At 49.8% G+C, this 17,977-nt stretch carries 28 protein-coding genes; 4 read left to right on the forward strand and 24 right to left on the reverse strand.

What is annotated here, in order from left to right:
* Positions 1-4: 4 nt before the first annotated feature.
* The 23 genes from HVZ37_RS15295 to HVZ37_RS15395 form a co-directional block, all read right to left on the reverse strand.
* Positions 5-853 (reverse strand): head maturation protease, ClpP-related, encoded by an 849-nt coding sequence (locus HVZ37_RS15295; RefSeq protein ID WP_181627675.1) that lies wholly within the window; start codon positions 851-853, stop codon positions 5-7.
* Between the two features lie 12 nt (positions 854-865).
* Complete coding sequence (locus HVZ37_RS15300; RefSeq protein WP_181627676.1) at positions 866-2,170, reverse strand: phage portal protein; 1,305 nt, start codon at positions 2,168-2,170, stop codon at positions 866-868.
* Entirely contained in the window at positions 2,170-3,912 is a 1,743-nt protein-coding gene (locus HVZ37_RS15305; RefSeq protein WP_181627677.1) for a terminase TerL endonuclease subunit, read from the reverse strand. Before HVZ37_RS15305 ends, HVZ37_RS15300 begins: the two co-directional genes overlap by 1 nt.
* Positions 3,866-4,330: a phage terminase small subunit P27 family gene (locus tag HVZ37_RS15310; protein WP_125340033.1), complete on the reverse strand. Its 465-nt coding sequence runs from the start codon at positions 4,328-4,330 to the stop codon at positions 3,866-3,868. The genes HVZ37_RS15305 and HVZ37_RS15310 overlap by 47 nt, the downstream gene beginning before the upstream one ends.
* A 121-nt stretch (positions 4,331-4,451) precedes the next feature.
* Positions 4,452-4,793, reverse strand: coding sequence for an HNH endonuclease signature motif containing protein (locus tag HVZ37_RS15315; protein WP_181627678.1), 342 nt, complete (start codon positions 4,791-4,793; stop codon positions 4,452-4,454).
* A 69-nt stretch (positions 4,794-4,862) separates the two neighbouring features.
* Positions 4,863-5,063: a hypothetical protein gene (locus HVZ37_RS15320; RefSeq protein WP_181627679.1), complete on the reverse strand. Its 201-nt coding sequence runs from the start codon at positions 5,061-5,063 to the stop codon at positions 4,863-4,865.
* A 125-nt stretch (positions 5,064-5,188) separates the two neighbouring features.
* The gene (locus HVZ37_RS15325) at positions 5,189-5,386 is read right to left on the reverse strand and encodes a hypothetical protein (RefSeq protein ID WP_181627680.1); all 198 of its coding nucleotides are present in this window, start codon (positions 5,384-5,386) and stop codon (positions 5,189-5,191) included.
* A gap of 66 nt (positions 5,387-5,452) precedes the next feature.
* The gene (locus HVZ37_RS23005; protein ID WP_220132971.1) at positions 5,453-5,617 is read right to left on the reverse strand and encodes a YnfU family zinc-binding protein; all 165 of its coding nucleotides are present in this window, start codon (positions 5,615-5,617) and stop codon (positions 5,453-5,455) included.
* Positions 5,618-5,752: 135 nt separating this feature from the next.
* Positions 5,753-5,983: a hypothetical protein gene (locus HVZ37_RS15330; RefSeq protein ID WP_181627681.1), complete on the reverse strand. Its 231-nt coding sequence runs from the start codon at positions 5,981-5,983 to the stop codon at positions 5,753-5,755.
* Positions 5,961-6,167, reverse strand: a complete 207-nt coding sequence (locus tag HVZ37_RS23160; RefSeq protein ID WP_249418367.1) for a hypothetical protein — start codon at positions 6,165-6,167, stop codon at positions 5,961-5,963. The genes HVZ37_RS15330 and HVZ37_RS23160 overlap by 23 nt, the downstream gene beginning before the upstream one ends.
* Entirely contained in the window at positions 6,124-6,393 is a 270-nt protein-coding gene (locus tag HVZ37_RS15335; protein ID WP_181627682.1) for a hypothetical protein, read from the reverse strand. The genes HVZ37_RS23160 and HVZ37_RS15335 overlap by 44 nt, the downstream gene beginning before the upstream one ends.
* A 6-nt stretch (positions 6,394-6,399) precedes the next feature.
* Positions 6,400-7,014: a glycoside hydrolase family 19 protein gene (locus HVZ37_RS15340; RefSeq protein WP_181627683.1), complete on the reverse strand. Its 615-nt coding sequence runs from the start codon at positions 7,012-7,014 to the stop codon at positions 6,400-6,402.
* Between the two features lie 157 nt (positions 7,015-7,171).
* Positions 7,172-7,453, reverse strand: coding sequence for a phage holin family protein (locus tag HVZ37_RS15345; protein WP_181627684.1), 282 nt, complete (start codon positions 7,451-7,453; stop codon positions 7,172-7,174).
* Positions 7,440-7,835 carry a phage holin family protein gene (locus HVZ37_RS15350; RefSeq protein WP_086512929.1) on the reverse strand — a complete coding sequence of 132 codons (396 nt, stop codon included), beginning with the start codon at positions 7,833-7,835 and terminating at the stop codon, positions 7,440-7,442. Before HVZ37_RS15350 ends, HVZ37_RS15345 begins: the two co-directional genes overlap by 14 nt.
* Before the next feature lie 478 nt (positions 7,836-8,313).
* The gene (locus tag HVZ37_RS15355; RefSeq protein ID WP_181627685.1) at positions 8,314-8,718 is read right to left on the reverse strand and encodes an antiterminator Q family protein; all 405 of its coding nucleotides are present in this window, start codon (positions 8,716-8,718) and stop codon (positions 8,314-8,316) included.
* A complete protein-coding gene (locus HVZ37_RS15360; RefSeq protein WP_181627686.1) occupies positions 8,708-9,352 on the reverse strand; it encodes an MT-A70 family methyltransferase in 645 nt (214 codons plus the stop codon). Before HVZ37_RS15360 ends, HVZ37_RS15355 begins: the two co-directional genes overlap by 11 nt.
* Before the next feature lie 181 nt (positions 9,353-9,533).
* Positions 9,534-10,178 carry a recombination protein NinG gene (locus tag HVZ37_RS15365; RefSeq protein WP_181627687.1) on the reverse strand — a complete coding sequence of 215 codons (645 nt, stop codon included), beginning with the start codon at positions 10,176-10,178 and terminating at the stop codon, positions 9,534-9,536.
* On the reverse strand, positions 10,148-11,119 hold the full coding sequence (locus tag HVZ37_RS15370) for a toprim domain-containing protein (RefSeq protein ID WP_125368511.1): 972 nt from the start codon (positions 11,117-11,119) through the stop codon (positions 10,148-10,150). Before HVZ37_RS15370 ends, HVZ37_RS15365 begins: the two co-directional genes overlap by 31 nt.
* Positions 11,116-12,645 carry a DEAD/DEAH box helicase gene (locus HVZ37_RS15375; RefSeq protein WP_181627688.1) on the reverse strand — a complete coding sequence of 510 codons (1,530 nt, stop codon included), beginning with the start codon at positions 12,643-12,645 and terminating at the stop codon, positions 11,116-11,118. The genes HVZ37_RS15370 and HVZ37_RS15375 overlap by 4 nt, the downstream gene beginning before the upstream one ends.
* On the reverse strand, positions 12,638-12,913 hold the full coding sequence (locus HVZ37_RS15380; protein WP_125338901.1) for an NUMOD4 domain-containing protein: 276 nt from the start codon (positions 12,911-12,913) through the stop codon (positions 12,638-12,640). Before HVZ37_RS15380 ends, HVZ37_RS15375 begins: the two co-directional genes overlap by 8 nt.
* 160 nt (positions 12,914-13,073) lie before the next feature.
* Entirely contained in the window at positions 13,074-13,352 is a 279-nt protein-coding gene (locus HVZ37_RS15385; protein ID WP_181627689.1) for a hypothetical protein, read from the reverse strand.
* A gap of 38 nt (positions 13,353-13,390) precedes the next feature.
* Positions 13,391-13,858 (reverse strand): YmfL family putative regulatory protein, encoded by a 468-nt coding sequence (locus HVZ37_RS15390; RefSeq protein WP_181627690.1) that lies wholly within the window; start codon positions 13,856-13,858, stop codon positions 13,391-13,393.
* A gap of 25 nt (positions 13,859-13,883) precedes the next feature.
* Complete coding sequence (locus HVZ37_RS15395) at positions 13,884-14,093, reverse strand: Cro/CI family transcriptional regulator (RefSeq protein WP_181627691.1); 210 nt, start codon at positions 14,091-14,093, stop codon at positions 13,884-13,886.
* A 94-nt stretch (positions 14,094-14,187) separates the two neighbouring features.
* Between HVZ37_RS15395 and HVZ37_RS15400 the strand changes: the two genes are divergently transcribed.
* Complete coding sequence (locus HVZ37_RS15400; protein WP_181627692.1) at positions 14,188-14,832, forward strand: S24 family peptidase; 645 nt, start codon at positions 14,188-14,190, stop codon at positions 14,830-14,832.
* A 769-nt stretch (positions 14,833-15,601) separates the two neighbouring features.
* Here the strand turns inward: HVZ37_RS15400 and HVZ37_RS15405 are convergent.
* Complete coding sequence (locus HVZ37_RS15405; RefSeq protein ID WP_181627693.1) at positions 15,602-16,045, reverse strand: hypothetical protein; 444 nt, start codon at positions 16,043-16,045, stop codon at positions 15,602-15,604.
* Between the two features lie 135 nt (positions 16,046-16,180).
* Here HVZ37_RS15405 and HVZ37_RS15410 point away from each other — a divergent pair, with 135 nt between their 5' ends.
* From HVZ37_RS15410 to HVZ37_RS15420, 3 genes are all read left to right on the forward strand, one after another.
* Complete coding sequence (locus HVZ37_RS15410) at positions 16,181-16,372, forward strand: DUF1482 family protein (protein WP_125338917.1); 192 nt, start codon at positions 16,181-16,183, stop codon at positions 16,370-16,372.
* A 337-nt stretch (positions 16,373-16,709) separates the two neighbouring features.
* Positions 16,710-17,069 (forward strand): hypothetical protein, encoded by a 360-nt coding sequence (locus tag HVZ37_RS15415; RefSeq protein ID WP_125338919.1) that lies wholly within the window; start codon positions 16,710-16,712, stop codon positions 17,067-17,069.
* A 42-nt stretch (positions 17,070-17,111) separates the two neighbouring features.
* Positions 17,112-17,924, forward strand: coding sequence for a DUF2303 family protein (locus HVZ37_RS15420; protein WP_181627694.1), 813 nt, complete (start codon positions 17,112-17,114; stop codon positions 17,922-17,924).
* Positions 17,925-17,977: the final 53 nt, after the last annotated feature.

Below are 17,977 nucleotides of genomic sequence, written 5' to 3' on the forward strand. Positions count from 1 at the left end.
GTCCTTATTTGACTAACGCAGCCAGTGCGTTTTCAAGTGAATTGATGGTTTCAGGTTTAATGTCGTCGGCAGCGCACGGCGTACCGTCAGGATTGGTAACAGCGCCAGGCATGCCACCGGAGAGGGCTTTAATCAGTTTCCGCCGCTCAGAGCGCGGAGTGTTTGTTTTTGCCAGCAACGCATCCAGTTTTCTCAGCGCTGCTGCGGGTGATTCATCACCGTCACTGACGGCATCGGCAGAAAGAAGGCTGTCAGCAAGTCCCTTTTCAACGGCATCGCTACCACCGATGTAACTTTCTGCATCCATCAGTTTCTGTACCGTAGCCATTTCAAGGCCGGAGCGGGCAGCGTAGATATCTGCCATTGCTTTATCGAAAGGTTCAAGCGAGACAGCCAGTTCGGCAAAGTCATGACGATTACCTACAGCAATCACCCAGCAGTTGTGAATCATCAGAAAAGCACCACGACCGATCTGAATATCATCCCCGGCCATAGCAATGATCGAGGCAGCACTGGCGGCAATGCCCAGAACCTTCACTGTGACTTTCCCCTGGTACTCTCGCAGCAGGTTGTAAATCGCCAGACCTTCGAACATGTCGCCGCCGGGAGAGTTGATGTTGACAGTCACATCAGCGCCATTCAGCGAACGAAGTGCGCCAGAAATGCGTTTTGCCGTCACGCCTTCATCCCAGTAATCTTTCCCGATCACATCAAAAATTGAGATGGTGTTGTCATCGCTCGATGCCGCACGAATGCCACCATTCCAGCGCTCAAGCGCTGCTGGCATTGGCTCGCTGGTTACACTCGCGCAAAGGCGACCCGCCGGAGCAACCGGAAGTTGTTTTTTTGTCATGGGAAATGGCTCCTAAGCAGCCTGTTTTAGCGGTGTCTGTTCGAAAGGAATATCCGGGAAAACATGGTTATGCAGTTCTCTCAGCGCCAGTGCCTGAACTTGTGGGTTGGCATTTTCAAGGTTTTTCAGTTGGGTAAGGTTAAGCTGAACCGTATAGATATCTCCGCCTTCAATTGGTGGAAGGTTTTCGAGACGGCGAACATCATTACGCGACATCCAGCCATTCTGCAGGGCGCTGGTATAGTATGCAGCACGACCGGCGCTGTCAGCACGCAACAGACCTTCAACAGAAAACTCGGCAAAGAGATCTTCATCGCCGTTCAGTAAACAGCGTGAAATCTCCTGCTCAATATTTATCAGCAGCGGTCGTAGAGTATGCGTCAGGAACAGCAGATTCATCCCTTCCAGACTTGAAGCCCAACTGCTTTGCTTAGTGACGTGTCCAACCATAAAAGGCGGGACACGGAACCAGCGGCAGATTTCCTCAATACTGAATGATCGACTTTCAAGAAGCTGTGCAGCCTCCGGGTTCATCGTGACATTCTGATAGGTCAGCTCGTTTTCAAGCACCATAAGCTTTCCGGCGTTCTTCGAACCGATGAACGCCTGAAGGTTCTCACGAAGCCTGGCACGCTGTTCTTTAGAGAGCGCTGTTTTTGAAGACAGAAACCCTGTACTCTGTAGACCGTTTTCGAAGATTTTTGCAGCAGCCTCGTCCACTGACATCGCAGCACCGAACACATCAACCCCCGCCATTGTTGGCATCATGCCGCACACACCATCGAGACCAAAACCACGAATGTGCATAATGCTGTTCAGGGGGATATTCCGCTGGGTACCATTCTCTGTGTACGTGTATTGCAACTGCCCTGTGTCCAGACGCTTCACAACCATGTTCTGCGGCAACAACGGAATCAGGGATACCAGCTTGCTGCCAATAAAACGTTTTTCGACAAAGGCATTACCACGCAAACAGATACTGGCAACGATCATCAGCATAAATCGCGACGGGGTCATTTCCGGGTTAGGTCGTCGACACAGCACCTGGTAGGCCGTATTATTCTGCGCTAACTTACGTGAGCCATCCGGCTGCCGCTCATATATTTTCAGCGGTAATGTAGAAACTGATTCACTCAGAAGTCTGACGCATGCCCACACAGCAGACAGCCGGATAACCTTATCTGCGGTAACGACTTTTCCACTACTGCTGGTTCCAAACCATTCCCGCCAGAACTCACCAGTTGTGAGACTGATGGGTACGCCCAGCCAGTTTAGAAGGGCGCTTTTTACGCGCCCTGGTTGCTTGTTCTTAGCCATCAGATACCCACTATGATTGGATCGTCAAAAAAGCCCTCTAAATCACCATCGTCAGTGACATCACCTTCGGATGCGCCTATTGCCATAGCGGAAGCAACCACACCATCAATACGGCCGGTACTTTTCTTCTTGGCAAATATGCGGTTTTCTTTCTGATCAGCTTCAGTTACAGCAGAAGCCGCGTTCCAGCGAAGACAGGGATTTGTTTTAATGATGATTTCGCCGTCATCCAGACGTTGTTCGAAAAGCTCGATAGAGTGTGGCATCCACAACCCTGACTCCTGCGCTTTGTAGTAGCCCTGGCCGTGAGGGATCAGCGGCACAGAAACAGCGGCTTCCTCCAGCTCTGGTTCAAGATATTTGATGCGGTACTGGTCAAAGGCGATAGCTTTTATAAAAAACATCTGGGAAAGGTCGGCTATTCGTTCAGCAACAAATCCATACTTAACCGCTTTACCTGGTGTGGTGTGGATATGTCCGTCCCGCTCCCAGGCGTCATACGGCACCCGGTCTGTTTTAGCGCGATCCGCCAGCGTGTCTTTTGGTGTCCAGAACTCTACCAGCAGTTTCCGCTTTCTCGGAAAGAACAGTGCCAGCGCGGTAAGGTCACGACTACCGGAGAGGTCCAGTCCACCGTAGCATTCCTCCCCCAGCAGTTCCTGAAGGTCAAAATCCTCTTCGCACCCCATCCAGACATCGCTGCTCATCCAGGGGTTATCAGCGTCAACCCACTGGCAGAAATTCAGGCGCCGGACAATGCTCTCTTTAGATGGCATGCCACGGGCCTGTGTGACCTGCTCACGCAGATAGCGCTCGGTAAAGGTGTGCCCCAGCGACGGATTTGCCTTCTTCCAGCAGGATTCATCCTTAAAAGGATCTTCCCCTTCATCAAGTGAGCAGATGAATGAGAAAAAGCTGTCATCCTCAATAGACCCTTCAGCGACCTTGCGCCCGTACTCGTGGTAGTCATAACAGACGCTGGTTTTATCGTGGCCACTGTTGGTGATCATGAAAATCAGCGCCTGCCGCCGGCCTTTCGTCCCGGCGCGCATCATTTCAACCACCTGGTTGTTTTTGTGCTCGTGAATTTCGTCAATCAGCGCACAGTGCGGGCGCGGACCTGACTGACCGTCATCAGAACTGATAGGCCTGAAGAATGAGCCAGTTTGCAGGAATGCAAGGTTCCACTCTTTCCCGGCTCCGCCTGATTTGTGGATTCGCTGCGCCAGCGCCGGTGACTGATCCACCATCGCCACTGCATCACGAAACAGGATCATAGCCTGGTCCTTTTTCGTTGCTGCGGCATACACTTCGGCGCGTGGCTCTTTGTCGGCGACCAGACAGTAAAGGGCTATACCCGCTGCCAACGGCGACTTCCCCGAACCTTTCCCGGATTCGACATAAGCCATGCGATATCTGCGATAGTCGTCTGAGTTTTTCCAGCCAAATATCGAACCAACGATGAAGCATTGCCACGGCAATAAATTAAAGGGCTGGCCTTCATGCTCACCACCATTGAGCTTCAGCACTTTTGCAAAAAAGTCGATAGCACGCTGTGCCGCCGACGCGTCCCAGTGCAGGCCCCGCGCATGGCAAGAATCCAGATCTTTAAGGTGACGCTTGCAGGAATTGCGTATATCGGGTCCGGCAATTTCCCTGCCGGATGCCACATCCATCGCGTATCGTGTGGCGGGGTCAACCGAAGAACTGGTTGAGCGGGTCTTCTTCTTTTTCTCCACCATCAACTTTCACCTTCGTTCTGGCAGCTGGGGTAAGACCGAATTCAACCAGGTAACTTTTAAAGCGGCGATCCGCGTCGGCCAGCATTGCAACCGCCGGGTTAGCCTTAATTAAAAAACCGCCTTCAGTCTGAACGGTATACGTCCTCCCCTCGTCAGCGATCGTAAGGCGCAACTGGAGTATGTCAGCGTAAATATCGCAAAGGCGCTCCAGCGCCAGCACGTCAGCCACGGTGAGCACGCCCATACCGTCAAGCAGCACAGTGAGTTTTCCCCAGGCGACTTTTCCCCAGTCGGTAAGGTGGGCCGGAGGGCTGGGTATTTCTCTCGCGGGCTGGGGTTCTTTATCGTTAAGTTTTCGCTTGCCCGGATTGCCGGTCACCACTTTCAGGTGGGACGGTTTCGGGCGTCGTCCTGCCATCGGAACCTCCCGGAAAAAAACTTTTCATTTCGCGGTTGTGTACAAAAAGGATGGGCGGCGGTCATTTAGAGTCAGCCTTCTGGACTTTTGACCCGCCCTCCCCCTCAGGTGAGAATTGATATCATTTGAACCAGTGCGAGTTAGGATCAAGCGGCACGCCGTGCTCATCACAACCGATGACGGTGCCACGTTTCTCCATCCTCTGCTTCGTGGAGTCATGGTGCTGCTTACACAGCCCTTGCCAGTTCTTACGGCTCCAGAAAAGCTTCTGCGCCTTCGCTATTGCCTGGCTGTCACCAGAGCGCAGAGCCTCTTTCAGCTTGTGCGGGATGATGTGGTCAACCACCGTTGACGCTGTCACCCTGCCTTGCTCGTGACACATGACGCATAAGGGATGAGCGCGAAGGAATATAAGACGCTCACGGTCCCATTTGCTGCCGTATATGCGTGGTTCTTTGTTCATGTGATATCAGCCCAGATCGCATAAAAAAACCCGCCGAAGCGGGTTGATTAACACAGAGGCAATTACGGATTACTTTTTGGCTAGAGCTGCTTGTATAGCATCGGCCAATCCGCTGATTTCATTGGCAACAGCTTTTAGGTCAGCCGCTACTCTTGATTGTGTGCTGGCTCCGACAGAACCTACCGATGCTTTGGCTATCTCTAACGCGGCCTGTACAGCCAAAATTCTTTCGCGGTCTTCTGTTGTTTTAGTCGTGTAACCTTCTAACATATCAACTCCATTTTATAATCCTGTCGGGATAACAGGTAACAAAATGTACATGGGGTTTACCTGATAAATAACAAGGCCATTAACCATTATCAAACCCACCAGCAGGTGAGCTTTGTAATGGTCACTCAGTCGTCGAGTTGCAACACACCATGCTCAAGTGAATCGGAATACGCGATCAGCCCAGTGTATAAAGGAATAATCTCGCCATTATCCGCTTCAAACTCCGGAATTGTTCCAGTGGTGATGGTGTATTGAGGCGCACCGTCTTCTTTCGCGAAGACAGCCAAGTCTTCAATCTGCTTAGCTGTAAGAACTACTGTCATGCTCATTCCTCATTTGTTAAAAAGCCCCGCTATTGCGAGGCCTGGGGTTATTTGTATCGCGACCCATTACCTGTGAATGACAAACAGAGATTTACATTTAGGGCAAAGTAACGCCTGTTGCTGGCGTACTTTCGTGGTCGAGTGTGTGGATTTATGTCCGCATATCGGGCACATGACAGTCATATTGGCTACAAGCCCAACACGCTGCATTGCATAATCGAAAAATGACATGGTGGTTAACCTTTCAATGAATGGGGCTTATTATACCATGCATAGCTCAATTATTAACCAATCATCATCGCATGCTTGATACCATTTAGCTTTGTCACAGGCACTCAGCGAATGCCTGCTGTAATGCCCCTCACATTAAGAGAAGGAGATGCCCAAACTAACCAGCACAGCTTTTTTCTCCTCTATACGGCGGTCAAGCTCAGCTACAGCATGCGGGCGTATAGCGTCCAGAAAGACATTATCCTGATAAGCAGATTGGATTGTTACCCCAAGCCCTTCACCACTCTCCAGAATGCTTTTCTGTCGCTGTAGCTCTTTCATCTCGTTATAGATGTAATGCGCGTTACTTAGGTTCTCTACGTTCACGACCTGGCTCCTTCCCGCAGTTAGCCTGCACTGATTTATTGTGCGCCAGAATGTCCCGCTTCGTCTGCTTATCGAGCACGGCAATATCGTGCTCTGTGAGGTAGATGATGCTTACCCAGTCACAGGCCGTGTCCGTTACTTCAGGTTTTGCGGGTAAATCTCTCACGCAACTCACGGTCAACATCGTCATCAGGAAGATGATTAACAGTCTGCTGAACATCCTTTGCTCCTTTCGTTGTCTCTACCCGGCGTTCTGCAACGGCTTCAGTAGCTGCTGCGCGTTCTTCAGTGTGTTGCTGGTTCGCTTTTGTCTCAGCGATGTTAGTACCGCGTGATTTACCCAGACCAAAAGCACCTGCAATTGCTGCCAGGACAACAACAACCAGGCCAATAATCATTTCAAGCCCCATATGACCTCACACCAGTGCAGCTTTAGCTTTGGCGTAACGTTCACGACGGTCTTTAATGCCGTTCTGCCCGCCGTTGATAATTTGCGTGACGCGTTCCACATCCCCCGAATGCAGGAGACAACCGCGTAACGTGAAATACCACGCCGCCGAACGGGCCGAATGTCGCTCTTGCGTCAAAAGTTCTGGGGTACTGACAAGGTCAAGCTTCAGCGCCGAACCACATTTGGTGTAGTTCTCACGTCCAGTGATTTGCAGCAGGCCGCGACCGCGATATTTCCAGCCATCACCCGGGCTGTTATTACCCATGCGGTCACCGTAAACCAGATTGGCGATTTGCGGCTGGTGAGCGACCTGCTTACCATCAACGCGCCCCAGCATTTCGCACTGATACGGAGTCAGGCGCTTACTAAATGTTTTCTTCAGCCCGTTTACCGAGTAGTTGAAGCTCTCTACCAGAGAGGTAAAACCAGCAGATTCATGCCCGACTTGTGCAATGAACATGGCCTGATCATTAATTGCTGTGATGCCAAACTCTTTCATTGCTGCATCGATGTGCGGAAACCAGCGCGCAGCTAATCCGGCGCTTATACCAGCCGCCTGCTGAAATTGTGATTGTTTCATGTGATTAATCCTAAATTGAGGCAGGACAAAACTCAAATCAAAGGATGTGATGTAATACCCGCGAAACAGAGTTTGACTAAAGTCGACACTCCACCTCATTAAAACAACACAAAGCCTCGAATTTTCAGGGAAGCGGAGATGTCGCGCTTCCCTTTTTTTATTTCTGAAGAATGTTAATTAAGCGTGCTAGGTTACCCCGTGCGCGAAGCACGATGGCACAGATTATCAGATTGACGATGACCACCATCCAGTGAGACTCCTGATAGAGACCAAACAGATACCGGAACGGGATGCTGGCGTATATCAGTACAACGAAGTAGGCCAGCATAGATATCATTGGGCGATGTCTCGCCCCGTCACGTTGGTAGAACATCAGAACAAGAACGATGACCGCGCAGATTAACGCATTGATCATCGCTGAAGGATCACTTGTTACCATTGCTGGTCCCTCCTCCGCGCAAACGAGAGAGAATGCCAAACAGGCTACCCAAATCCTGGCTGTTGACGAATGTCAGCAACTTAATAGCAATTGCTGCAACAATTACCGCGCCAAGTGCATCAAGCGGTCTGTCGTTGTAACCAGTCCATTTTGAGAAGTACGAGCCCAACAGAGGTGCGCCGATAACGCCAAAGATGAAAGAAGTGATGAAGTAACCCACCAGCTTAAAGCGGCTGATATTCACCGCCGTCGCAACGTAGAATACTGCACCAGCAAAGGCACCAAACACTACGCCGTAATCAATGCCGGTTGCCAGCCCGAACATGCTGGCCCCCATCAGCCCACCAGCCGCTACCGTAGTGCCAGAAACAGGATCGGACATTTAGCCCCCTCTTATTGCTGTGAGTCCTCTCAGAACGAGGGGAAAGAAAAAAGGCCCACCGAAGTGAGCCTTATAAATTTGTTGTGCTTAATTATTTACAGACAATAAATGGTGAGATCGATGAAGGAACATCGGCTCTGCACGCTGGGCACCAGGATTGGGGGATTATTCTTCCGTCCTCCATTTCCCGGTCACCAAAGTCTTCTAAACGATAAAACACATGATACCCAGCCCTTCCTGAACATTCAGGGCATGACTTGAGGGAGACTCCCTCGCGCATCACTTTCAAAGAACGTCGTAAAGGTTTAGCGCAACTGCCACATTTACTCATACCTTCTCCTTGCTGTGTGGAATACCATTACTAGCAGGGAGAAAAGGGGCAATCTATGAGAAAGGTCACGTAAACAGAAACCTTAAGTTCGTGTCTAAGTGACCATTCTTAACACATTAATTGATAAAATTCGTAACGAATAGCCCTTTATGCAACTTTTCCTGTTTCACACTTATGGGTCCAGTCGTCCATTTCTAATCGCGTTCCAGTCATGATGATGCAGGCATCAATAAACGTTTCTGCAATCATCAACTTGTTACGTATTTTTCCCTCAGAGCATTTTTGCCAACGGGCGATTGTCGATTTCGATACGTTGTACATGTAGTGCAACATCACCAGGTCTAACTCGTCTTCTCTCCCGGCACGTCTTAGCATTCCAACAGCCGTATCAACGATCAGCCCGTCATTGTCGCTGCATGAATCACGAGACTTTCCGGTATTTACCAGCAAACCTTTAAAGCCTGCGGCAATCGGTGACCAGTTGACCTGAGTTCCTTCACTCGTTGCCCAGGTTCCCCAACGTTCAAGAACAAGTTGAATATCACGCTGCATGGTTCACCCCTTTTATCTGTCCCGTAATCATTTCAATGCTGTTGTTGCATTCGTTTCCCCATCGGTCCCATCCTTTCCACTCTTCCCGAGCGAATATTTCGATTCTTTTCACATCGCCGTATAATTGTTCCAGTCGGTTCCTGACTTCCCACGGCTTTGCGCTATGTTCGCCAAGGCAGGTATGCACAACCTGTTTTACTGCTGCGCTGGCGCGTTGTAAGCCCGTTCCCCTGGTAGCAATCAGCACATCCTCGGTATTGCTGCGGGTATGGTTGCCACCGTTCATGCGGGTTTCTCGGTCCAGCATTTCAAGCAGATCGTTAAAGTCCACCAGCTCACCTGTGCTTAACGCCTTATTGAAGCGATCAGCAGCGTTCTGGTTCAGTTTTACCCACGTAAAGCCCTTCATCGTTCTGACCCGGAATCCCCAGGACTCAGCCAGTTCTACGGCCTCGCGGTTATGCGTCCCTGTGTACCACATCGCCAGAACAGCGTTTTCAGACGCCAATGACCAGATCGGAAGGCGTTTAAGTTCCTCCATGCGCATTGTGCTGTAATGATTACAGGCCGCACCGTTACTGATTCTGTTCCCGTATTCCCAAGGTGGATCACAGTAGATGAGGTCATATTTCATGCTTCCCCTCCGGATTTGCTCGCTTTGCACAATGCAGCTAATACAATCATTCGGCTCGCCATCATGTGAAGTTCTTCCAGCCGGTGAATATTGATAAATACAGGGCCTCGATAGCCTTCATGTGTGATCCTGATGTATGAGCAAATTGTGCGTTCATCTTCGGTAGTAAAGGGTAATGAAATCATGCTGCCCTCTGCTTTTTCAGTTCGCGGGTTTTACGGCGGTACTTAGCCGCAATCTCTTCAAGCTCTTCTCGTGAGTAGTGCTTCGCCTCATGTGGGCCTTCCAGCCAGTCCACCAGCCCAGGACCAAACCACTCGATGAGAGTCGCTCTGTAGCGTTCATGCACCGTTTTGTTCTTAGCGGTAAACCGACCAGCACCACCGTTACAGGCCTTGCACTGGCGATAGGCGTTCTTTTCTTCAAATCTGAGTTCCGGGCGTGCTCCAACACTCAGGAAATGCCCGCAATCCCACTGACCGCCGAAAATCATCGGAGGGTGATATGTGCCGCAGGATGGGCAGGGCTTCCCCTCGTCGCGTTCACGGATGAAAGCGTTAAAAGCCGTCTGGGCTTTACTGAGAAAGTAACCGCGTGGCTGGAGCGCCTTCTTGCGAATCTTAAGGCTGACTTTTCTCTCTGTTTCAGCCTTTTTAGCCTTCAGTGCGCGGTTATAGTCAATTGCACAGCGCGGACCACATACCTTCTGAAGGTTACGATCCGGTGTGAAGGTCTCACCGCACTGGGCGCACTTCTTCGGCTTGTATTCTTTAACTTTTGGCCTGGACGGTTTCTTCACTGTTTCATCCCCTTGTGGAACACCCATTCGAATACTTCAGAGCCATTAAGAAGCAGATCGTTGAAATCACCCTGGGCGGGCCAGCGGACCGATACAGTCTCCAGATCGTTCTTCGCATGCAGGTTTGCAGCAGCACATTCAAATGCGGCGGCATGCCCCGCTGCATTTGCGTCAGAGTCGGCAAAAATAATGAGGTTCTTTACCCCGGCAGGGACGCGGAATTTCTTCATGAACGCGGTGTTCATCGTTGCCCAGGTATGGCATTTAGTGATCTGATGACAGGCCAGCGCGGTTTCGATACCTTCAGCAATGCCAAGCGTTGAAGACGTTGGAAACATCCTGATCGCTACTGATTTCGCAAATTCTAAATAGCTGTCCTCCTGCAATTTCATCATCTTCTTGGATGATCCACCTGTATGGGCCTTCTTATCCCCGTCCAGCAAGGTGCGATGCAGGTAACACAGCTCTCCACGGTCATCTGTTGCCAGTGCATAAATAGCCTGGAGGTTTTTACCGTCTGCTGGCTGTTTGTCGCAGTATCTGACGCTGTCTGCGGGTAATGAGTTTATCCCTCTCCCCTTCAGGTAACCGTCTGCACTGGTACCGCGAAGCGGTGTTAGTTTTGCAAACTTACGGCTGACGCGTTCACGCTGTTGCGCCAGCGATGTGCGCACCGGGTTAACTCTGGTTCTGTCCTGGGTGAATTCATTACCTATGATCTGGTCCACTTCCGAGGCAAGTACCTTAAACGCCTTACCCGTACTGGCAGTCAATAACGCCCAGCCATCACCTGAACCACAAACACAGATGTATGACCCGGTTCCGTCCTTGTTGTCACAGCGAAACTTCCCCTTACGACCGCACAAAGGACATTCACCTTTAAAATGGTTTTTCCCCGTAATACCTGGCAGGCCGTAATGCTCGAAAATTTCAGACCAGCGCCCTATGGCTGCTTGTTTGGTATTCATGCGGCTTCCCCTTGCTTCTCTTTGCTTTTCGCAAATGCGATCTGTTTGGATTTGATGTAATTGCTGACTTCGGGTGTGATCTCTTTGGGCGTGTGATGAAGACCACGCGGCCAGACACCGAATTTTTGTCGATAGGTATGCGCGCACCAGCCGTCGCTAACAGGTCGTCCCTGCGCTGCACGGGTGCGCTGATAGAAAAGAATCTGAGACCACCAGGATTGCTTCTGTTCCGGCGTGTATTTGACTTCGGCTTTACTGACCTTTGTCAGCCCGCGTGATTTGTCTGTTTCAACATCCTCACCAGCCAGTGGTTTAAATCCGCATTTCGGACAGACATAAATACCGGCTGGTTTTACGTAGTGACACTGGCTGCATTCTTTCGGCAGTTTCTCAGGTTCGTCAGTTTTAACTACACGCTGAGGGGCCTCTTCCATACCGTCAGATGATGAGGGGAGATAGTCGTATTCAATATCATCTGGATAGCCCAGCTTATTCACTGTGCCGCTGTGATCGAAGATAAGGCAGTGATCTTTGCCAGGGGCGGCGCGCAACCCACGCCCCAGCGTCTGAATCCATCTGATTTCGCTTTTAGTCGGGCGGGCAAAGATGATGCAGCGAACATCACTGTCGAACCCGGCAACTAATACGCCGACGTTGATAATGATTTTGGTAATGCCCTGCTCAAAGCGGCGGATCGCTAACTGGCGCACGTCGTGCGGTGTGCTGGCCGTCATGACTTCGACTGTCACCCCGGCACTTGCAAACTCCACCGTGACATAGTTTGCGTGGGCTACGTCTACACAGAAACAGATCGTCGGTCGGTCCTGCCCGTTCTCCAGCCAGTTTTTCACGATATCGCCGACAAGTTTTGCCTCACTCATCACCTTACTGAGTTGGCCTTCTTTGTAGTCACTGCCGTAGCCTGCAACGTAGGAAGTTTCAACGCCTGTCAGATCAGGATGAGAAGGTGCGTAAAATTCATATTTACTCAGAGCGCCAATGGAGATCAGCTCTTTCATAGTTGTCGGTTTGATCAGGCGCTCATAGTAGTTGCCCAGGAACTTAGCGAACGGGGTACCGGAAAGACCGATCACCTTCGTTGAAGTGTTGCGGGTGAGGTTGTCGATAACCTCCAGAAGTTTTTTCCGCTTCAGGTGGGCTTCATCAACGATCAGCAGGTCAATGTTATCCGGGAATTCACGGCGGATGAGCGTATCAGCGCTTGCTATCTGGATGAGTGCAGTCGGGTTGTATGACGGGTGATCGCGCCATACATAACTGATCTCTTCGGCAGGAAGACCGTACTCAATGAAACGGGATGCTGTCTGGTCCAGCAGGACGGTGTATGGGGCCACAAACATTACGCGCATTTCACGACTGACGAAACCATCAGTGATCAGCGCTGCAATAGCCGTCTTACCAAAACCAACCGGGGCATAGAGCATGAACGAATTATTCTTTTTCCATGCACTACGCAACATGTTGAGTGCGACGATCTGTTTCTCACGCGGCTGGATGTTAAGCATTGGCAGACACCTCCCCAAAAGCCATAGCAACCAGGTCATCGATCACAAACTTCGTGCGCTGACGCTGAACAGACAACACAACGGTTTTGGTTCCGTCTTTGCGCGCCCGACCTTTCAGAAAACCGCCGTGGATATGGCGAATAAAGTATTCAGAGTTAGCAAGGCGTGGGATGCTGCGAACCCGTCCCAGATTACTGACTTCGTAAGCACTGGAATAAGGCTCAACCGGCACCGGGGCCCATTTTTCGTTTGCGTCTGAATAAATCATCTTTGCTCCTTTTGGATGGCTAAACGTCCAGATTTCCAAGCGACGTTTTAACCCCATACAGTGATCTGTCTGTTAGATCGATCTCTTCTGGTAAAGCTGTTCCAGCCCTTCGGGCTAAAACCCAACACCGCCCCCTTTCCCCCAACCCGATTTCAAAAATTCATACCCTGGGTGGGAGCGACGTATAGCCCCTGACTGCCGGGGTATACCTCGTGCAAAACTCTCGCAATCGGCGGTTTGCATTCCGTCGTGCTGCGTTCTGCTGCCGGAAAGAAACCGGTTCAGCGTCGAACGCTTCCTGGTATGCCTGCCCGTACGCCATCGCGATTTTTTCCCGCATGCCTGCCGGGAGTGTTGATAACTGCTCTTTAATCCACGTGGCGTCCTCACGAGAAAAAACCGTGGGCATGGTCACGTAGATGTTTTCGTCCTGAAACATTGGCCCTCCTGCTTACGTGGTGAGCCTGTAAGGAATTACTATCGCTTTGGTTTTTGTCGCCCAAAGACGGCAAGGATGGATTTCACTTCTTCCTCTCTGGCTGCAAGGTGCTTCCTGTGGTAGTGCCTGATTTCATCCGCTTCAGATTCATCAATAACCCCATCTTCCAGAGCTAGGTTGATGACTATGTCGACATGTCCACGCATGGCGGCGGTGTTCATGGCCTTGTTGAAGAGTTCGACACGATCAAGGTCCTCGAACCTGGGGACATCCACCAGCAATGCACCGCGTCTCTTAGCAAAGTAATCGGCCAACTCGGCGGTGCCGGAAATGTCTTCCATCGCCTCAAGTTCAGCGACTTCAAAGAACCTGCACCCGTTTTTCTCATACAGGTTGTTATTGAACTGCGTTACCGTCATACCAAGGGCTCCAGCCATCGCCTCACGCCCTCCCGGATATGCCTTGCACATCGCTTTCACAACTTCTTTGAGACTGTGCTCTACCATATTGAATTTCCTTTGGTAGTTACGGTTATGCAGCCGAATGGGTAGACTTTTGGTAAAGCTCAGGGCGGTAAACTAGTTCTCCGTTAGTCCTGTAAGCCGCTTCTGCTGCCCGACCTTTTGGAATCAAACTCCCTGGACGTTTCCGCCATTGATAAAACGCTTCTGGGGAGAGGCCGAAAAATTTTGCAGCCTCAATTGGAGAACCAAAATAGGTTTCAAGTTCGGTTGTAGTCATGCTGCCTCCTAAATTTTTTTAGATACTATTATCTAAACCTTCTTTGGTCAATAAAAACTAAAATAATTTAGGTTCATTTTTTAGGGGATCATCTGTGAACACTTTTGGATCACGGCTTCAGGCACTACGGAAGGATAGAAAACTGACTCAAAAGCAACTTGGAAAAATAGTTGGAGTTAGTGATGTGACTGTGGGCTATTGGGAAAAAGACCAAAATTCGCCAGGCGGCGTATCACTAACTAAATTAGCTCGATACTTTGGAGTATCCGAAGATTTCCTTTTGTCAGGCAAAGAACAAAAATCAAATGTAACGCCCTCATCTGTTGGTGGTATGCAAGTTCCTGTCATCAGTTGGGTTCAGGCTGGAACATGGACATCTGAAAGTGATGCCAGCAATTTGGAAGGTGCAGTGGATTACGTAATAACGACAGGGCATCATTCTTTAGGGACATTTGCTCTCAAGGTTCGCGGTAAATCCATGGAACCAGAATTTAAAGAAGGGGATACTCTGATCGTCGATCCTGAGTTGTGCCCTTCACCTGGTGATTTTGTTATAGCTAAGAACGGTAGTGAGCACGCAACGTTCAAAAAATATCGTTCCAGGGGTGTCAACGAAAACGGCGAAGATGTGTTTGAACTAATACCACTGAATCCTGATTTTGCTCCCTTAAACTCTCTTAATGAGAAGATTTTAATCATTGGTGTCGTCATCGAACACCGCCGCAAAATGCGCTCCTAGTTCCCATCTAACATACCTCCCTCATGGAAATCTAAATTTATTTTGATTTCCACCTTGACCAAAAAACTAAATTAATTTAGATTTTCACTCATCAACAGCGAACAGACCGAAACCAATCACCACCCAACCGGCTCTTCGTTGAACGGCAGAAACCATGCCGTAACGCTCTTTAACAATCTGCAGATTTACAGTGTCAATGACCTGTTTAGACCCTTACACGAGAAACGTGCTGTATCACCGGGCGCGATCCGGTCGGTGAGAGAGTATCCCCGCGCGAGAGCGAGAACGGCGTGAGAACGGGCAACACTGACAGTGAGTTGGCGCTGATTCAACTTAGAGGAGTGATTCCAATGAAGCAGTAAGGCGGACAGACCGCACTTTGGATGCCTTTTAAGGCAGCGTGACGACGGCGTTAATCTGGTCGGGTTCCCACGGCGGCGTAGTGAGGGAAAGGAGGCGAAAGGCATCACTGAGTAACCGGTTAGCGCCCGGTTAACGCGTAAGCAGCTTTAAAAGAATTGATGTGATTTATTCCAGCCCCTTCTGTATGAGGGGGTTGGGCTGAATCCACCAGCAGTAAATAACGATTATCCGGAGACAATCATGCAGAAGAATGAACCAAAGATTGTAGCTGAAGGCTACAGCACCGAAGAGATTTATGCCTGGATGAGACAGAAAACTACAGCGTCCAGATTACTTGATGCAGCGCTCATTGAACGTGAGATGCTCAAGCAAGCGCTGGACGATGTTGATTTACGAATAGATGAACTTACCAGTTCCTCGGCGCTGGAACTTCTAAGTAAAACTCAGGGTCCCACTCATCTTCACGAACCACATCAAAACAATCTTTAGCTCTGTGCGCACTGAACATCTGAATAACCTTCTGAGCTGATTCAGGTAGTGATTCTAATGCCAACTCTTCCTGGAGAAGGAAAAGAGAATCCTGAAGGCTTAAAGACCTAATTTCGGAAAGGGGCCATTTATATTTTCTGAGCAACATATGGTGAAGCGCCGACTTTCCCTTCAGCGGGTTGGTTAAATGTCCGTATTTTTTACGATGCTCTTCGAGAATAACTTCAAGACTGAATATAAGAACGGTTCTGTTTTGGACTTTGTAATATTCAGGATTGATAACCCCCTGCATTGCAACGCCATGTAATTCTGCAATTTTAATCAGAAGTAACTGGAAATAATCATCATTAATTACTGACATCTTATTTACCTTCTTGGCTGTGTGAGAACTACCAAGATACCACCGAGCCTGATGTGGTGAAAAGACAGGCAAACAGGAGAATGAGATGGAAATTACCTACCAGAATCAGCAGGCCAGCGAAAGAGGATTTCAATAATGGGAACTCTGTACGCATTAGTCCTGACCATTGTCATGGCGAATGGTGACTACCAGGAGGCTGTTATCGGTGTCTTCGGAAGTCTGCGTGAATGTGAATCGGCATCAAGTGAACAAACCAGCATCACTAACTGCTATCGGGTTAAAGATACTCCTTCAGGTGTCAGCCAGTTGGTTGAAGTTGATGAGTAAATTTAATATTTGGCGGTTAGCCAGTCTTTCACCATTCCAAAGGAGGAAGAAGATAATGTTCTGATGGGTAACCGCCCTTTTTATTCAATGTGTCCGCTTCCGGTGTCGGCTGGGCTTCCCTCCCCAGCGCGGGTTCAACTCCTGCCGGATACCCAATTCCTCGGTGACTTATATGACCTTCCGTAACGTTAATTTTCAGTACGGCGACCTGATGCGCGTCCCGCGTGGTGTGCAGGCTGTTCGCAACCCTAAAACCATCGCCAATATCTGGCGGCGTAGCTGGATGTACAGGCTGCTTACCCAGAAAGGCGATCCATGTTTATAGATGGAGAGAATTATGTCCGACGCAAAAAACGTCACACCGTTTAGCCAGCAACTCGCTTACATCAACAAAGGCACTCTGGATGCTGAACTGACAGAAGCACTGGCAGAAGTAATCAAAGCCGTGCGCGAAACGGGTAAGAAAGGCGCTGTTACGCTGACGCTAAATTGCAGCATGCTGAATACCCGTGACGAGAACACAATGAAAGTCACGCCCAAAGTAACCCGCACCATCCCTGAACTCGACCGCGCAGATACCATTATGTTCTCAACCGCAGACGGTGATCTTCTGCGTGATGACCCTGCGCAAGTTCAGATGGACTTGAAAGTTATTGAGCCTGCCGCTCAGACCACACCGATCAAGCTGGCCCAGTAAACCCTCCGTTCCAACCGTACCAATCTGATAAGGAAATATTCAATGTCTCAAATTGAAGGCTCTACCGTGCTCGATATCCGTGATCTGGTCTCTGCAACTCTGAAGACCGAAACGGATATCCCGTCTGTCGTTGTGCCAGAAGGTTTTGAAGTTAAATCTCTTGAATCCCTTCAACTGGCCCCGTCGCGTATTCGCCAGGCCGCAACCCTGATTTCTCCCGGTTCGCTGATCGCCTATATCCAGCGATTCCGTGATGAACGGACTGTGGTTTTCGCTGATAAAACAAAAACGAAAATTGTCGCCGTTCTGGACTTTCATGAAAACGCCGGTAACCCAAGCTGGGCTGCGCATAAAGCTGTTTATGACTGCCCGTTCTCTGACGACTGGAAAGCCTGGTCTGCCAACGATGGCACCAAGATGGACCAGATCAACTTCGCTGAGTTTCTGGAAAATAACATTCAGAACATTGCGCCGGTTAGTGATTCATACCAGGGGCCAGCGGGTACTGAACTTCTGGAAATGGTTCTCGCATTCCAGGAAACCCGCAAATCTGAATTCAAATCGGTTAAACGCCTTCAGGATGGTACATGCCAGTTCCAGTTCAGCGATGAAAAATCCGGCTCCGGTAATACCAAAATGCCGGAAAAAATCAGCCTGGCAATTTCACCATTCCATAACGGTTCCCCATATCAGGTTGATGCGCGCATCCGCTACCGTCTGCGTGATGGTCAGTTGATCCTCTGGTATGAGCTGATCGAACCGAAGAAAGTTATTGAGCATGCTTTCCAGGAAATCGTTACCGATATGGAAAACCAACTCGGTAATGACCTCCCTATCTACGAAGGCTCTGTTTAATCCCGTCGTGTTGTTTTATGCGCCTGCCCTGCGGGCGCATAGCAAAGCACTCT

Origin of the sequence: Citrobacter sp. RHB35-C17 (assembly GCF_013816795.1) — a bacterium.
GTDB classification, from domain to species: Bacteria; Pseudomonadota; Gammaproteobacteria; order Enterobacterales; family Enterobacteriaceae; genus Citrobacter_A; species Citrobacter_A amalonaticus.

What these genes read in the sequence shown, in the direction of transcription:
- HVZ37_RS15315 (WP_181627678.1), bottom strand. Translation starts at nt 4,793, where the DNA reads ATGAACAAAGAACCACGCATATACGGCAGCAAATGGGACCGTGAGCGT.
- HVZ37_RS15375 (WP_181627688.1), bottom strand. Translation starts at nt 12,645, where the DNA reads ATGCTTAACATCCAGCCGCGTGAGAAACAGATCGTCGCACTCAACATG.
- HVZ37_RS15295 (WP_181627675.1), bottom strand. Translation starts at nt 853, where the DNA reads ATGACAAAAAAACAACTTCCGGTTGCTCCGGCGGGTCGCCTTTGCGCG.
- HVZ37_RS15410 (WP_125338917.1), top strand. Translation starts at nt 16,181, where the DNA reads ATGGGAACTCTGTACGCATTAGTCCTGACCATTGTCATGGCGAATGGT.
- HVZ37_RS15420 (WP_181627694.1), top strand. Translation starts at nt 17,112, where the DNA reads ATGTCTCAAATTGAAGGCTCTACCGTGCTCGATATCCGTGATCTGGTC.
- HVZ37_RS15370 (WP_125368511.1), bottom strand. Translation starts at nt 11,119, where the DNA reads ATGAATACCAAACAAGCAGCCATAGGGCGCTGGTCTGAAATTTTCGAG.
- HVZ37_RS15305 (WP_181627677.1), bottom strand. Translation starts at nt 3,912, where the DNA reads ATGGTGGAGAAAAAGAAGAAGACCCGCTCAACCAGTTCTTCGGTTGAC.
- HVZ37_RS15415 (WP_125338919.1), top strand. Translation starts at nt 16,710, where the DNA reads ATGTCCGACGCAAAAAACGTCACACCGTTTAGCCAGCAACTCGCTTAC.
- HVZ37_RS15345 (WP_181627684.1), bottom strand. Translation starts at nt 7,453, where the DNA reads ATGGTAACAAGTGATCCTTCAGCGATGATCAATGCGTTAATCTGCGCG.
- HVZ37_RS15350 (WP_086512929.1), bottom strand. Translation starts at nt 7,835, where the DNA reads ATGTCCGATCCTGTTTCTGGCACTACGGTAGCGGCTGGTGGGCTGATG.
- HVZ37_RS15365 (WP_181627687.1), bottom strand. Translation starts at nt 10,178, where the DNA reads ATGGGTGTTCCACAAGGGGATGAAACAGTGAAGAAACCGTCCAGGCCA.
- HVZ37_RS15300 (WP_181627676.1), bottom strand. Translation starts at nt 2,170, where the DNA reads ATGGCTAAGAACAAGCAACCAGGGCGCGTAAAAAGCGCCCTTCTAAAC.
- HVZ37_RS15385 (WP_181627689.1), bottom strand. Translation starts at nt 13,352, where the DNA reads ATGTTTCAGGACGAAAACATCTACGTGACCATGCCCACGGTTTTTTCT.
- HVZ37_RS15380 (WP_125338901.1), bottom strand. Translation starts at nt 12,913, where the DNA reads ATGATTTATTCAGACGCAAACGAAAAATGGGCCCCGGTGCCGGTTGAG.
- HVZ37_RS15320 (WP_181627679.1), bottom strand. Translation starts at nt 5,063, where the DNA reads ATGTTAGAAGGTTACACGACTAAAACAACAGAAGACCGCGAAAGAATT.
- HVZ37_RS23005 (WP_220132971.1), bottom strand. Translation starts at nt 5,617, where the DNA reads ATGTCATTTTTCGATTATGCAATGCAGCGTGTTGGGCTTGTAGCCAAT.
- HVZ37_RS15355 (WP_181627685.1), bottom strand. Translation starts at nt 8,718, where the DNA reads ATGCAGCGTGATATTCAACTTGTTCTTGAACGTTGGGGAACCTGGGCA.
- HVZ37_RS15360 (WP_181627686.1), bottom strand. Translation starts at nt 9,352, where the DNA reads ATGAAATATGACCTCATCTACTGTGATCCACCTTGGGAATACGGGAAC.
- HVZ37_RS23160 (WP_249418367.1), bottom strand. Translation starts at nt 6,167, where the DNA reads ATGTTGACCGTGAGTTGCGTGAGAGATTTACCCGCAAAACCTGAAGTA.
- HVZ37_RS15335 (WP_181627682.1), bottom strand. Translation starts at nt 6,393, where the DNA reads ATGGGGCTTGAAATGATTATTGGCCTGGTTGTTGTTGTCCTGGCAGCA.
- HVZ37_RS15325 (WP_181627680.1), bottom strand. Translation starts at nt 5,386, where the DNA reads ATGACAGTAGTTCTTACAGCTAAGCAGATTGAAGACTTGGCTGTCTTC.
- HVZ37_RS15310 (WP_125340033.1), bottom strand. Translation starts at nt 4,330, where the DNA reads ATGGCAGGACGACGCCCGAAACCGTCCCACCTGAAAGTGGTGACCGGC.
- HVZ37_RS15390 (WP_181627690.1), bottom strand. Translation starts at nt 13,858, where the DNA reads ATGGTAGAGCACAGTCTCAAAGAAGTTGTGAAAGCGATGTGCAAGGCA.
- HVZ37_RS15395 (WP_181627691.1), bottom strand. Translation starts at nt 14,093, where the DNA reads ATGACTACAACCGAACTTGAAACCTATTTTGGTTCTCCAATTGAGGCT.
- HVZ37_RS15340 (WP_181627683.1), bottom strand. Translation starts at nt 7,014, where the DNA reads ATGAAACAATCACAATTTCAGCAGGCGGCTGGTATAAGCGCCGGATTA.
- HVZ37_RS15405 (WP_181627693.1), bottom strand. Translation starts at nt 16,045, where the DNA reads ATGTCAGTAATTAATGATGATTATTTCCAGTTACTTCTGATTAAAATT.